Genomic DNA, 12627 nt, shown 5'->3' with positions numbered 1-12627 from the left:
TTCAAGCGGCCGTGGGGACGGCGCTGGATTCGCCGACCTGAACGGACGAGCAGCATTGCGCGGGCAGCTCCAGCCAGCGCGATGCGGCCGATTGCAGGGCCTGCAGCGATCCCGTGGTCATCAGCTGGACCTGGCCCTCTGCCGCGGGCAAGGGTCCTGATTCGCTGGCCAGGGTGCCCAGGCGGTCCAGCACGCGCCGCGTCTGGCGGGCTACCGGGGCACCTGTGTCGATGAACTGGATGTCCGGCCCCAGCAGCGTGCGCAACTGCTCGCGGGCGAATATGTAGTGGGTGCAGCCCAGCACCAGGGAATCCATCTCACCCGTCTTCTGTCCGAAGCTGCCCAGGGCATTCACATACCTGGCGCACAGTTGCGCGACCTCGGTGGCCATGGGGTCGGCGGGAACGGGTTGCTCCGTGCTTTCCTCGATGGCCTTGGCCAGTCCGTCGCAGGGCTGGACATGGAATTGAACGCGCTGGCCATGGTCGGCCACCAGGCGTGCAAAGCGTGCGCTGCTCACCGTGCCGCGTGTGGCCATCACGCCCACGTGGCCAGTCTGGCTCGACAGCGAAGCGGGCTTGATGGCGGGCTCCACGCCGATCAGGGGCAGTTCGGGCATTTCGGCGCGCAGCATGTCCACGGCTGCTGCCGTGGCTGTGTTGCAGGCGATCACCAGCACCTTGATCTGGTGCTGCTCGCGCAGATGGCGCGCAATGGTGCGCGTGCGCTGCTGAACGAAGGCATCGCCACGCGCATCGCCATAGGGTGCATTGCCGCTGTCGGCCAGGTAGACGAAGCGCTCATGCGGCAGTTCATGGCGCAGCGCCTGCAGCACGCTGAGGCCGCCGATGCCGCTGTCGAAGACGCCGATGGGAGAGGCCGGGGAGGTCATGTGGAGATGCGGATAAAGGCTTTTGGAGGCGGCGCCCAGTATGCCCGCTCGGGCGCGTTCATGCTGCGGCCATGGCTTGCTGCTGCAGCCATTGGGCATGTGTCAGGCGGTACAGGCAATGCCTGCGCAGCGCATGGCCTGCCGGCACCTGCGGATGGTCGAAGTCATGGGCGTCGCGCTCCATGCCCAGGCGCTGCATCACGGCCTGCGAACGCAGGTTGGACAGCGCGGTGAACGAGACGATGGACTCTAGATGCAAGGCGCCGAAGCCGTGCTCCAGCGCCGCCCGTGCGCCTTCGCTGGCCAGGCCCTGGCCCCAGAAAGGCCGGGCGAGCCGCCAGCCGATTTCCACGCAGGGCGAGAACGGCAAAGACGCTGCGGGAGTATGCAGCCCGATGAAGCCCATGAACTCGCCGCTGGCAAGGTGCTCTGCCGCCCAGAAGCCCCAGCCGCGTTCCTCGATCAGTGCCTGGATCCTGTCTGCCATGGCATCGCTTTGTTCACGGCTGAGCAGTGCCGGAAAGTGCTCCATGACCTGTGGGTCGGCATTCAGCGCGGCAAAGGGCTGCCGGTCGCTGGCCTGCCACTGGCGCAGTATCAGGCGCGGTGTCCGCAGGGTCGCTACAGGGGAATGTGTGGTGGTCATGGTTGGAGAGGGCGCTGCAGTACCAGCAGATAGGCGGCTGCATGGCCGTGGAAGGAGTGGGGGATGAAGCCTGCCTCGCCTGCCAGCTTTTCCACGCTGGTGCGGCGCTGGAAATGCGGGTCGAAGACCAGTTCGGCCACGGCCAGCAGGCCGCCGGGGCGCAGGCTCTGGAAGATATCGGCCAGCGCGGCCTGGCGGTCCGGGATCTCTCCCAGCACGGCGGCCATCACGGCGCGGTCGTGCTGCTCGGCTGCGAGCTGCCCCTGGCCCAGCGCAGCCGCCTGGGTGCGCACATTCTCCAGCCCCTGGGCGCGCGCCTTGGCAGCCACCTGTTCGAGCATGGCCGGCTGCAGGTCCACGGCCAGCACCTGTCCCTGCGCGCCAACGGCACGCGCCAATGGCAGGGTGACGCGGCCCGGGCCGCAGCCCGCATCCAGCACCTTCATGCCCGGCTGGATCTGCAGTTGCCCGACGATGAAGGCGGCCTTGTTGCTGGCCGCGAAGGGGTTGTCAAGCTCGACCATCCAGCGCAGCCAGGACGGGCAGGGCAGGACATGGCGGCGGGAGGACAGGCGCCAGGCCAGGCTGGTCACGGCCAGCAGGGCGATGAGAACGAGCGCGATGGTCATGTTGAATGGGCTGTGTTGCAGGCAGCGGGCAGTCTGTCACAAATGCCCGCACCAATGAAAAGACCGCCCGAAGGCGGTCCCTTTGCGCTTGGCGCCGGCCTCAGGCCGAGGCGATCTCAATGGTCTTGAACTCGCCGGATGCGATGCGCTTTTGCCATTCGGCAGGGCCGGTGATGTGGGCGCTGGTGCCGCCGGCATCCACGGCCACGGTCACGGGCATGTCCACCACGTCGAATTCGTAGATGGCTTCCATGCCCAGGTCCTCGAAGCCCACGACCTTGGCGTTCTTGATGGCCTTGGACACCAGGTAGGCGGCGCCGCCCACGGCCATCAGGTAGGCCGACTTGTGGTTCTTGATGGACTCGATGGCCACCGGGCCGCGCTCGGCCTTGCCGATCATGGCGATCAGGCCGGTCTGCTCCAGCATCATGTCGGTGAACTTGTCCATGCGGGTGGCCGTGGTGGGGCCTGCGGGGCCCACGGCTTCGTCCTTGACCGGGTCCACGGGGCCGACGTAGTAGATCACGCGGTTGGTGAAGTCCACGGGCAGCTTCTCGCCCTTGGCCAGCATGTCCTGGATGCGCTTGTGGGCGGCATCGCGGCCCGTGAGCATCTTGCCGTTGAGCAGCAGGGTGTCGCCGGGCTTCCAACTGGCCACTTCTTCCTTGGTCAGTGCGTTGAGGTCCACGCGGCGCGACTTGTTGTAGTCGGGCTCCCAGTCGATCTTGGGCCACAGGTCCAGCGATGGCGCGTCCATGTAGACCGCGCCGGAGCCGTCCATCACGAAGTGCGCGTGGCGCGTGGCTGCGCAGTTGGGGATCATGGCCACGGGCTTGGAGGCCGCGTGCGTGGGGTACATCTTGATCTTGATGTCCAGCACGGTGGCCAGGCCGCCCAGGCCTTGCGCGCCGATGCCCAGGGCGTTGACCTTCTCGTACAGCTCCAGGCGCAGTTCCTCGACCTGGTCGAGCTTCTCGCCGCGCGCGGCCTTGGCCTGCAGCTCGTACATGTCCAGGTCTTCCATCAGGCTTTCCTTGGCCAGCAGCACGGCCTTCTCGGCGGTGCCGCCGATGCCGATGCCCAGCATGCCCGGCGGGCACCAGCCCGCGCCCATGGTCGGAACGGTCTTGAGAACCCAGTCCACCAGGTTGTCGCTGGGGTTCATCATGATCATCTTGGACTTGTTCTCCGAGCCGCCGCCCTTGGCGGCCACGGTCACGTCCAGCTTGTCGCCGGGCACGATCTGCACGTTGATGACGGCAGGCGTGTTGTCCTTGGTGTTCTTGCGCGCGAACAGCGGATCGGCCACGACCGAGGCACGCAGCGTGTTCTCGGGGTGGTTGTAGCCGCGGCGTACGCCTTCGTTGATGGCGTCTTCCAGGCCGCCCGTGAAGCCTTCCCAGCGCACGTCCATGCCCACCTTCAGGAACACGTTGACGATGCCGGTGTCCTGGCAGATCGGGCGGTGGCCGGTGGCCGACATCTTGGAGTTGGTCAGGATCTGGGCCATCGCGTCCTTGGCCGCCGGGCTCTGCTCGCGTTCGTAGGCGCGGGCCAGGTGGGCGATGTAGTCGGCGGGGTGGTAGTAGCTGATGTACTGCAGGGCGCCTGCGATCGAATCGATCAGGTCCTGCTGGCGGATCGTGGTGGTCATCGGTGGGGTGTCTTTTTGATCGGGGGAACAGGGGAGGGGAATCCCGGGGGCGATTATCGGCGCTGCAGGGGGAAAAGTGCACGCAATGGGCGCAGTCTTGTACAAGAGTCGAGGGGTTTGCCTGGACAAGCCCGCCTCGGCGACACCTCAGTGGGGGACGGATGCGAGAGGTTCCCATTTACGGAGTTACCATGAGCGGGTTTTTGCCATTGCGGCCCTGCCAGCCAGATATCCCCGAGCCACGTCCTGCGCGGCCCGCCGACCTGCCTCCAGCCAACTGCGCCGCGTTGTTTTCACCAAGGAGTCCATACCAATGACCGCGACCCGCCAGGAAAAAGACACTTTCGGACCCATAGCCGTCCCCGCAGACAAGCTCTGGGGTGCGCAGACGCAGCGTTCGCTGCAGAACTTCGACATCAGCGGCGAGCAGCAGCCGCGCGAGATCATCCACGCGCTGGCCCAGGTCAAGAGGGCCTCGGCCACCGTCAACCACAAGCTGGGCCTGCTCGACGAGAAGAAGACCCAGGCCATCCTGGCCGCCGCCGACGAGGTGATCGCCGGCAAGCACCCGGACGAGTTCCCGCTGGTGGTCTGGCAGACTGGCTCGGGCACGCAGACCAACATGAACGTCAACGAGGTGCTGGCCAACCGCGCCAGCGAAATCCTCGGTGGCGAGCGCGGCGAGTCGCGCCTGGTCCACCCCAATGACGACGTGAACAAGAGCCAGTCGAGCAACGACGTGTTCCCGACCGCCATGCACGTGGCTGCCGTCACGGCCATCGAGCAAAAGCTGCTGCCCGCCATTGCCCTGCTGCGCAACACGCTGCAGGCCAAGAGCGAGGCCTATGCCGACATCGTCAAGATCGGCCGCACCCATCTGCAGGACGCCACCCCGCTGACGCTGGGCCAGGAAATCTCGGGCTGGGTGGCCCAGCTGGCCCATGGCGAAAAGCATGTGCGCGCCGCGCTGCCGCACCTGTACGAGCTGGCGCTGGGCGGCACGGCCGTGGGCACGGGCCTGAATGCGCCCAAGGGCTATGCCGAGGGCGTGGCGGCCGAGCTGTCCCAGCTCACCGGCTACCCGTTCGTGACGGCGCCCAGCAAGTTCGAGGCCCTGGCCTCGTGCGACGGCCTGGTCCACGCCCACGGCGCGCTCAAGACGCTGGCCGCCAGCATGATGAAGATCGCCAACGACGTGCGCTGGCTGGCCTCGGGCCCGCGCAGCGGCCTGGGCGAGATCTCCATCCCCGAGAACGAGCCCGGCTCGTCCATCATGCCCGGCAAGGTCAATCCCACGCAGAGCGAAGCCGTGACCATGCTGGCGGCCCAGGTCTTCGGCAACGACGTGGCCATCAACTTCGGCGGCGCCTCGGGCAACTTCGAGCTGAACGTGTTCCGCCCCATGGTCTCGCACAACTTCCTGCAGAGCGTGCGCCTGCTGGCCGATGGCATGAAGAGCTTCAACGACCACTGCGCCGTGGGCATCGAGCCCAACCGCGAGCGGATCACCGAGCTGGTGCAGCGCTCGCTGATGCTGGTGACGGCGCTGAACCCGCACATCGGCTACGACAAGGCGGCCTACATCGCCAAGAAGGCGCACAAGGAAGGCTCCAGCCTGCGTGAAGCCGCCGTGGCTTCCGGCCACCTGACCGGCGAACAGTTCGACGCCTGGGTGATCCCTGCCAAGATGGTCGGCAATCTGTAAGACCTGCTGATGCAATCAAAAAGGGGAGCCGGCCGGCTCCCCTTTTTTCTTCACCGCCTGGCCTGGCTCAGTTGTCCGCCTGCGGGCGGCGCACGGTGCGGAACACGTACTTGAGCGCGTCGCCGATGGTGCTTTCCCAGACCGGCCATTCATGCTTGCCGTTGACGATGCGCAGCTCGGCAGGCTGCTTGTTCCTGCGCAGCTGGGCGTAGAGCTGGGCGGCGTCGGACTCGATCATGAATTCATCGTCGTCGCCCGAGTTGATGTACATGGGCACGCTGATCTTGCGGGCGAGAAAGCTGTCCCACAGCACAGGGTAGTTGTAGCTCTTCCAGACCGTGGTGCTGTACTGGCCGCCCGTGTTGGGTTCGGCAAAGACCTTGACCGAGCGTGCCGAGGAATCGGCGGGCGGCTCGGGGTTGTAGATGGCGGGGCTCAGCAGGGCGGCGGCCTGGAATTTCTCGGGATACTTGAGCACGTAGCGCAGCGCGCCATAGCCGCCCATGGACAGGCCGCCGATCACGCGGCCATCGCGGCTGGTGAGGGTGCGGTACTTCTTCTCGACATGGGGGACGAGGTCCTGGAAGAAGGCCGTCTCCATGGGCTCCTTGAGGTCCACGTACCAGGTCGTTCCCGCGTCGGGCATGACGATGATGGCGGGCGGGATCTCGCCGTTCTGGATCAGCTGGTCCACCGTGCGCAGCAGATTGCCCTTGACGGGCCAGTCGTTGCGCTGGCCGTCATTGCCGTGCAGCAGGTACATGACGGGGTAGCGCAGCCTGGACTGGGCGTCGTAGCCCGTGGGCAGGTAGACGTTGTAGGTCCAGCTGCGCTGCAGCGTGGCGCTCTTGAACTCGGCGGCCTCGATGGAGCCGGCCTGGGCGGCTGTGCCGGCCAGCAGCGCGGCGGCTGCCAGCGTGCCGGTGGCGGCTTGGCGCAGGACGATGGAAAAGGAAAGTTGGCGCATGGTTTTTTGTCTCCTGTGGGCCGTGGCGGCTGGCCACGGCTGCGCCAATGTAATCGAGGGCCTGCGCGCCTCGCACCCGCATTCGGCCGGACCGTCGCCTGGGCGACTGTGGCCCTCAGCCGGGGCGGCCCTCGCCGGGGCGGCCCTCAGCCGGGCGCCCGCTGCGCGTAGCGCAGCGCGCTGCGAAAGCCCAGTTGCCCCAGCACGCAGGCCACCACCAGGGCCAGCGCTGCCGACAGCGCCGGGTTGCTGCCCAGGCTGGCGCCAAGCGTGCACAGGCCGCCCACGGCCATCTGGGTGCTGCCGTAGACACCGGCGGCCGAGCCCGTGAGGCGCGGATGCACGCTGAGCGCGCTGGCCAGCGCCGCAGGGCTGGTCAGGCCCGAGCCCAGCGCGAACAGCACCATCAGCCCCACCACGATGGCCGGCGTGAGCTGGTTGAACAGGGCCAGCAACAGCAGCATGGCCGCGCTGGCCAGGCTCAGCAGATTGCCGTTGAGCATCAGCCGCTCCAGGGGCCAGTGGCGTATCAGCTGACGGGCCAGCGCATTGCCCACGGCCATGCCGCCCATGAGCACTCCCAGGTAGATGGCCACCTCATGCTTGGTGGAATGCAGTTGCTCGATGAAGACGAAGGGCGCCGCCGCCAGGAAGGCATAGATGGACGTGGTGGCGCAGCCGCCGCCCACGGCAAAGCCCACGAAGGCCGGCGAGCGCAGCAGGCTGCGGTAGTCGTCGCGGATGGTGCCCAGGTGCAGGCGGCCCGTGGGCTGGCCGGTTTCGGGCAGCAGCTTCCAGATGGCGAAGGCCGTCACGCCGCCGACCACGGCCAGCGTGCCGAAGATGGCGCGCCAGCCCAGGGCGTCGTCGATGGCCGAGCCGATGGCCGGCGCGATGCCGGGGCCGATCATCATCATCAGGTTGAGCAGCGCCAGGCTGCCCACGGCGTTCTCGGGCGTGCTTGAATCGCGTGCAATGGCGCGGCCCAGGGCCAGGCCCGCGCAGCCGCCCAGCGCCTGGAGCAGCCGCGCGCCGATCAGCCAGGGGGCGGATGGGGCGAGAAAGGCTGCCAGGCTGGCCAGCGCATAGAGGATGAGCCCTGCCAGCAGCATGGGGCGGCGCCCCAGGCTGTCCGACAGCGGGCCATAGATCAGCTGGCCTACGCCCAGGCCCAGGATGTAGACCGTGATGGTCAGCTGCATCTGGCTGGCGCCGGCCTGGAGCTGCCGTGCCGCATCGGGCAGGGCGGGCAGGAACATGTGCATGGCCAGCGTGCCGACGATGGTCACGATCACCAGCAGCCACAGCGGCGCCTTGCGGCTGGCCGCTGTATGGTCCTGGGCGGGTGGCAGCGAAGAGTGCTCGGCCACCATCTCAGGCAGCCTGCTCGTCGGGCAGGTCCGTGTCGCAGGCGGGCTCGGCGGCCATGGCCTCCAGCAGGCGCTGCAGCGTGGCATAGGCCGCGCCCAGTTCCTCGGGCGGCACGGCACCCAGCACCTGGGCGCGCGCCTGCTGCAGCAGGCCCTGCACGGCCTCTACCTGGGCATGGCCGGCTGGCGTGAGCTGGATTTTTCTGACGCGGCGGTCGCTGTCGTCCACGCGCTCTATCCAGCCCTGGGCGGCCAGGCCGTCCACCAGCCGCACGACGGAGGAGCTGTCCAGCGCCAGGGAGTGGGCCAGATCCTTCTGGCGCATGGCCTCGGGCGAGCGCGCCAGATGCATCAGCGGCATCCACAGTGCCTGGGTCAGTCCCATGGGTGCCAGCAGCCGGTCCAGCGTCCGGCGCCACTGTTTGTTCACCTGCCCCAGCGTGAACATGAAATGCCTTTGCACGGCGGTGGGGTCGGCCTGCGTGAGCGGGAAGGGGGCGGAGGGGGACGACATCGGGTGATATTCAAATAGTTGGCATCCCAATTATCTGCATATCAACGATGTCGTTTGCGGGGCTGCCCTGATACATCCGCATGCATCAGGGTCTTGCCCGCAGTGCCGGGGCTGTGTGCCTGGGTTGTAAGCCGGGGCGTGTGCCGGCAGTTACATGCCCAGCGACTTGAGCAGTTCGTCGGTGTCGGTGCTGGCGGCCGGCGCGGGCGCTGCGGCCGGGGTGCTTGCGGCGGTCTGGGCCATGAGCGCATCGGGGTCGGGGCGCTCCTGGGGCTCGAAGTCCACGACCTTGATGAACTCGGTGCGGTCCATGGCCAGTTCGAGATAGAAGATGTTGTTGTTGCCCGTGTAGAAGGTCACGCGGCGCGCCTCGGGGGAGTCGAGGTTGGCGTCCACGCTGAGGTTGACCTGCTTGTTCAGGCGGATCATCTTGGGCTGGCTCTGGGTGATGTAGGTCTGAAGCTCGCGCTGGACCTTGCTGGTGAAGTCGCCCACCACCTGGTTCATCAGCTCGCCCATGACGTTGCTGACATCGTCCGAGGTATAGGAGGTGGCCAGGTCGTCCTCGCCCATGCCCATGCTCAGCATGTAGCTGCGGTACAGCTCCATGGCGGCGGCGGCCGAGAAATTGATGATCACCAGGCCCGAGAAGCCGCCGTCCACCAGGACAAAGCAGCCGATGTCGGGCTTGAGGCTGGTCTTGGTGATGCGTTGCACCATGCCCGAATACTGGATCTGGCACTGCGTGGCCACCTGGAGCACGCGCGAGACGGAGTTGCAGAGGCTGATCAGCACGTCTTCCGTGCCATGGACGATGGGATGTTGGGGCTGGTTCATGAGGTCAACGGGACAAAATTGTGAGCGATTATGGGTGCAAGTCCGTTGTTGCGACCATTTGTAACTCCGAAGGCGTATTCTGGATGTCGGACCGGGCAGCCCGCCGGGTCCGCACCTTTGATGCAACGGAGGTTGGACGATGAGAGCGCAACAGCATCTGACCCGGGTTCCGCTGGACGCACTGCGTCCCACGCAGATGACCATAGGCGCCGCCGAAGTGCAGACCAAGCGCGCCCAGTGGAGCCGCCTCAAGCGCAAGGAGCGCGAAGGCCTTCTGGCCTCGCACTGGTTTCCGGCCGTGCTGGGGCCGCGTGGCCTGCACTACATCGTTGACCACCACCACCTGGGGCTGGCGCTGACGCAGGAGTCCGTGGAGCAGGTCTGGGTCATGCAGCTGGCCGATTTCAGCGAGGCCGATCCGTTGATGTTCTGGCGCCTGATGGAGTTCCACCAATGGGCCCATCCGTATGACGAGCGCGGCCGCCGCTGCGACTGGGTCAAGATGCCCGAGCAGTTGGACAGCCTGCGCGACGACCCCTACCGCAGCCTGGCCGGCGCCGTGCGCAAGGCCGGTGGCTATGCCAAGGACACGGCGCCTTTCGTCGAATTCCTCTGGGCCGATTTTTTCCGCACGCGCTTTGCACCCAAGGACCTGCGCAGTGGCAAGAGCGATGTCGCCTTGCCCGATCAGGCCCTGCACGAGGCCCTGGGCCTGGCGCACGGCGCCGAGGCGCGCTACCTGCCGGGCTGGTCCGGCGTCGTTGCCCCGCAATCCTGATGCGTGCCCCTGGCCTGCCTGCCTTGGCCGATTGGGGCGCCGGCCTGTCCATCGCCGGCCTGCTGCTGCCCGAGGCCGTGGCCTATTCCGGCATCGCCGGCCTGCCGCCGCAGGCCGGGGTGATTGCGCTGTTCGCCGGGCTGCTGGCCTATGGCCTGCTGGGGACCAGCCGCTTCGCCATCGTCTCGGCCACATCCTCCTCTGCCGCCGTGCTGCTGGCGGCCACGGCGTCCATGGCCGGCACCTCGCCGCAGCAGCGCATGCTGCTGGGCGTGGGCATCGTGCTGCTGACGGGCCTGTTCTTCGTGGTGGCGGGGCTGGCGCGGCTGGGCGCGGTCTCCAATTTCATTGCCAAGCCCGTGCTGCGCGGTTTTGCGCTGGGGCTGGCGCTGACCATCGTGGTCAAGCAGATCCCGCATGCCGTCGCCTTCCAGCCCGTGCATGGCGATCTGCCGCGCTTTGTCTGGGAGCTGCTGGCCGGCTGGCGGCACTGGAATGGAGCGGGTCTGGCCATGGCCGTTGCGGCGTTGCTGCTGATGCGTGCGCTGGCCCGCTGGCGTGCCCTGCCTGCGGCCTTGCTGGTGCTTGCGGCTGGCATTGCGCTGGATGCGGGCGGCTGGTGCGCACGCTGGGGCATTGCGGCCGTGGGGCCGATACGGCTGGATTTCTCCAACCCCGGCATTCCCTCGCTGTCGCGCGCCGAATGGCTGCGCCTGGGCGAGCTGGCCTTTGCGATGGCGCTCATCCTCTATGCCGAGTCATATGGCTCCATCCGTACCTTTGCGCTGCGCCATGGCGACCGCGTCGATGCCAACCGCGACCTGATGGCGCTGGGCGCGGCCAACCTGCTGTCGGGCGTGTTCCATGGCATGCCTGTGGGCGCGGGTTACTCGGCCACATCGGCCAACGAGGTGGCGGGCGCGCAAAGCCGCGCTGCGGGCCTGGTGGCCTGCGCCGTGGTGGGCCTGGCCGTCTGGCTGCTGCTGCCCTGGATAGAGCGCACGCCGCAGCCGCTGCTGGCCGCAATCGTCATCCACGCCGTGGGCCACACGCTGAACCCTGCCGCGCTGCGCCCTTACTTCGCCTGGCGGCGAGACCGGCTGATCGTGGTGCTGGCCTTCTTTGCCGTGCTGGCGCTGGGCGTGCTCGACGGGTTGCTGCTGGCCATCGCGGCCAGCCTGCTCATGCTGCTGCAAACGCTGTCGCGCTCGCACGTGAGCTGGCTGGGCAGGCTGGGGGACACGCATGACTTTGTCGATGCCGCACGCCACCCCGACGCGGTGGTGCCGGCCGGCCTGCTGATCGCGCGGCCTGAGGCGCCGCTGTTCTTCGGCAATGCCGACCCGGTGTTTGCGGCCATCCGGGAGCGGCTGCAATCCCTGCCTTCGCCCCGCGGCGTGGTGCTGAGCCTGGAAGATTCGGCCGATCTGGATGCCACCAGTGTCGAGGCGCTGTGCGACTTCGCGGCCCAGTTGCGGCAACTGGGCGTGCCGCTGGCCCTGGCCCGCGTCAAGGACCCCGTGCGCGACCTGCTGGCGCGCGTGGGCAATCCGGCCTTGCCGCACGCCAGCTATGCGGGCTGGAGCGTGGACGACGCCGTGCGCCAGTTGCAGATCCCTGCGTGATCCCCGCCCCGGCGCAGCGCCTCAGCCCGCCGCCTGGGTGGACTCGCGCACGATGCAGCGCCCCTGCATGATCACCTTGCGCAGCGGCAGGTCGGGCGTGTGCAGCCGCTCCATGAGCAGGCCGAATGCGGCGCGGCCCATGGCCTCCACCGGCTGCTCGATCACGGTGATGGCGGGGGCCACCAGTTCTGTCCAGCGCTCGTTGTCGAAACCGGCGAGCGCCACATCGCCGGGGATGCGCAGGCCTGCGGCGCGTATCGCGCGCAGGCAGCCTTCCAGCAGCAGGCTGTTGCTGGCCAAGAAGGCATCGGGCCGCTGCGGCTGGCGCAGCCATTGCGCGACCTCGGCCTCGGCGGCATCGCTGGTTGGGGGCAACTGGCGCAAGTCGGGCTCCAGGCCCGCATCGCGCATGGCGGCCAGATAGCCGTCGCAGCGCTCGCGCGCCGTGCTGCTGGTGCTGCCGAAGACGCCTGCAATGCGGCGGCGGCCCTGGTCCACCAGATGCCTGACCAGGGTGGCGCAGGCCTGGGCGTTGTCCAGCACCACGCTGTCATGGAAGGCCGGGGCGCCCGCCCGGTCCACCAGGACGACGGGAAACTCCAGCTGCATGCGCTCCAGCTTGTGCAGGCTGGCCTGGGTGGGTGCAAAGATCAGCCCCGCGATGCGCTCTTCCTGCATGAGCTGCAGGTACATGGCTTCGCGCTGCGGGTCTTCGTCGGTATTGCACAACAGCACGCGCCGGCCCTGGCGATAGGCCTCGGCCTCGACCGCGCGGATCAGGGCCGTGAAAAACGGGTTGCGTATGTCGGCCACCAGCACGCCCATGGGGCCAGCGTCGCGCGCGCGCAGCCGGCGCGCCATCAGATTGGGCCGGTAGCCCGTGGCCTGCACGGCGGCGGCGACCCGCGCCCGGACCTCCTCGCTGACCGAGCCGCCCGCCAGCGCGCGCGACACCGTCGATTTGGAAACCCCGGCCGCACGGGCCACATCGTTGATGCTGATGCTCAATG

At 67.8% G+C, this 12627-nt stretch carries 12 protein-coding genes; 3 read left to right on the top strand and 9 right to left on the bottom strand.

Going from position 1 to position 12627, the window contains the following annotated elements; all coding sequences use genetic code 11:
* Position 1 precedes the first annotated feature (1 nt).
* The 4 genes from murI to A4F85_RS11500 all read right to left on the bottom strand — a co-directional run bounded on the left by murI (position 2) and on the right by A4F85_RS11500 (position 3821).
* The gene (murI, locus tag A4F85_RS11515) at positions 2-892 is read right to left on the bottom strand and encodes a glutamate racemase (protein ID WP_034391748.1); all 891 of its coding nucleotides are present in this window, start codon (positions 890-892) and stop codon (positions 2-4) included.
* 58 nt (positions 893-950) lie between these two features.
* The gene (locus A4F85_RS11510) at positions 951-1538 is read right to left on the bottom strand and encodes a GNAT family N-acetyltransferase (protein WP_063326649.1); all 588 of its coding nucleotides are present in this window, start codon (positions 1536-1538) and stop codon (positions 951-953) included.
* Positions 1535-2167 carry a class I SAM-dependent methyltransferase gene (locus tag A4F85_RS11505; RefSeq protein WP_063326648.1) on the bottom strand — a complete coding sequence of 211 codons (633 nt, stop codon included), beginning with the start codon at positions 2165-2167 and terminating at the stop codon, positions 1535-1537. The genes A4F85_RS11510 and A4F85_RS11505 overlap by 4 nt, the downstream gene beginning before the upstream one ends.
* A gap of 100 nt (positions 2168-2267) precedes the next feature.
* On the bottom strand, positions 2268-3821 hold the full coding sequence (locus A4F85_RS11500; protein WP_034391754.1) for a fumarate hydratase: 1554 nt from the start codon (positions 3819-3821) through the stop codon (positions 2268-2270).
* A 313-nt stretch (positions 3822-4134) separates the two neighbouring features.
* Between A4F85_RS11500 and fumC the strand changes: the two genes are divergently transcribed.
* On the top strand, positions 4135-5526 hold the full coding sequence (gene fumC / locus A4F85_RS11495) for a class II fumarate hydratase (RefSeq protein ID WP_063326647.1): 1392 nt from the start codon (positions 4135-4137) through the stop codon (positions 5524-5526).
* A 67-nt stretch (positions 5527-5593) separates the two neighbouring features.
* On the opposite strand, the gene A4F85_RS11490 is transcribed toward fumC, so the two are convergent.
* From A4F85_RS11490 to A4F85_RS11475, 4 genes are all read right to left on the bottom strand, one after another.
* Positions 5594-6493, bottom strand: coding sequence for an alpha/beta hydrolase (locus tag A4F85_RS11490; RefSeq protein ID WP_012204540.1), 900 nt, complete (start codon positions 6491-6493; stop codon positions 5594-5596).
* Positions 6494-6639: 146 nt separating this feature from the next.
* On the bottom strand, positions 6640-7866 hold the full coding sequence (locus tag A4F85_RS11485) for a multidrug effflux MFS transporter (RefSeq protein WP_063326646.1): 1227 nt from the start codon (positions 7864-7866) through the stop codon (positions 6640-6642).
* Between the two features lies 1 nt (position 7867).
* Entirely contained in the window at positions 7868-8377 is a 510-nt protein-coding gene (locus A4F85_RS11480) for a MarR family winged helix-turn-helix transcriptional regulator (protein ID WP_013803256.1), read from the bottom strand.
* A 150-nt stretch (positions 8378-8527) separates the two neighbouring features.
* Complete coding sequence (locus tag A4F85_RS11475) at positions 8528-9214, bottom strand: DUF3334 family protein (RefSeq protein WP_063326645.1); 687 nt, start codon at positions 9212-9214, stop codon at positions 8528-8530.
* Positions 9215-9353: 139 nt separating this feature from the next.
* Between A4F85_RS11475 and A4F85_RS11470 the strand changes: the two genes are divergently transcribed.
* Complete coding sequence (locus tag A4F85_RS11470; protein ID WP_063326644.1) at positions 9354-9992, top strand: ParB-like protein; 639 nt, start codon at positions 9354-9356, stop codon at positions 9990-9992.
* Positions 9992-11617, top strand: a complete 1626-nt coding sequence (locus A4F85_RS11465) for a SulP family inorganic anion transporter (RefSeq protein WP_063326643.1) — start codon at positions 9992-9994, stop codon at positions 11615-11617. Before A4F85_RS11470 ends, A4F85_RS11465 begins: the two co-directional genes overlap by 1 nt.
* Positions 11618-11638: 21 nt before the next feature.
* Here the strand turns inward: A4F85_RS11465 and A4F85_RS11460 are convergent, their stop codons facing one another.
* The gene (locus A4F85_RS11460) at positions 11639-12625 is read right to left on the bottom strand and encodes a LacI family DNA-binding transcriptional regulator (protein ID WP_063326642.1); all 987 of its coding nucleotides are present in this window, start codon (positions 12623-12625) and stop codon (positions 11639-11641) included.
* Positions 12626-12627: the final 2 nt, after the last annotated feature.

The sequence above is a fragment of the Delftia sp. GW456-R20 genome, assembly GCF_001622915.1.
GTDB classification, from domain to species: Bacteria; Pseudomonadota; Gammaproteobacteria; order Burkholderiales; family Burkholderiaceae_C; genus Comamonas; species Comamonas acidovorans.
This window is presented reverse-complemented; position numbering and strand designations above follow the sequence as displayed.

Bases quoted from the DNA above. Each gene is read 5' to 3' on its own strand.
- murI (WP_034391748.1), bottom strand. From the start codon at position 892: ATGACCTCCCCGGCCTCTCCCATCGGCGTCTTCGACAGCGGCATCGGC.
- A4F85_RS11510 (WP_063326649.1), bottom strand. From the start codon at position 1,538: ATGACCACCACACATTCCCCTGTAGCGACCCTGCGGACACCGCGCCTG.
- A4F85_RS11505 (WP_063326648.1), bottom strand. From the start codon at position 2,167: ATGACCATCGCGCTCGTTCTCATCGCCCTGCTGGCCGTGACCAGCCTG.
- A4F85_RS11500 (WP_034391754.1), bottom strand. From the start codon at position 3,821: ATGACCACCACGATCCGCCAGCAGGACCTGATCGATTCGATCGCAGGC.
- fumC (WP_063326647.1), top strand. From the start codon at position 4,135: ATGACCGCGACCCGCCAGGAAAAAGACACTTTCGGACCCATAGCCGTC.
- A4F85_RS11490 (WP_012204540.1), bottom strand. From the start codon at position 6,493: ATGCGCCAACTTTCCTTTTCCATCGTCCTGCGCCAAGCCGCCACCGGC.
- A4F85_RS11485 (WP_063326646.1), bottom strand. From the start codon at position 7,866: ATGGTGGCCGAGCACTCTTCGCTGCCACCCGCCCAGGACCATACAGCG.
- A4F85_RS11480 (WP_013803256.1), bottom strand. From the start codon at position 8,377: ATGTCGTCCCCCTCCGCCCCCTTCCCGCTCACGCAGGCCGACCCCACC.
- A4F85_RS11475 (WP_063326645.1), bottom strand. From the start codon at position 9,214: ATGAACCAGCCCCAACATCCCATCGTCCATGGCACGGAAGACGTGCTG.
- A4F85_RS11470 (WP_063326644.1), top strand. From the start codon at position 9,354: ATGAGAGCGCAACAGCATCTGACCCGGGTTCCGCTGGACGCACTGCGT.
- A4F85_RS11465 (WP_063326643.1), top strand. From the start codon at position 9,992: ATGCGTGCCCCTGGCCTGCCTGCCTTGGCCGATTGGGGCGCCGGCCTG.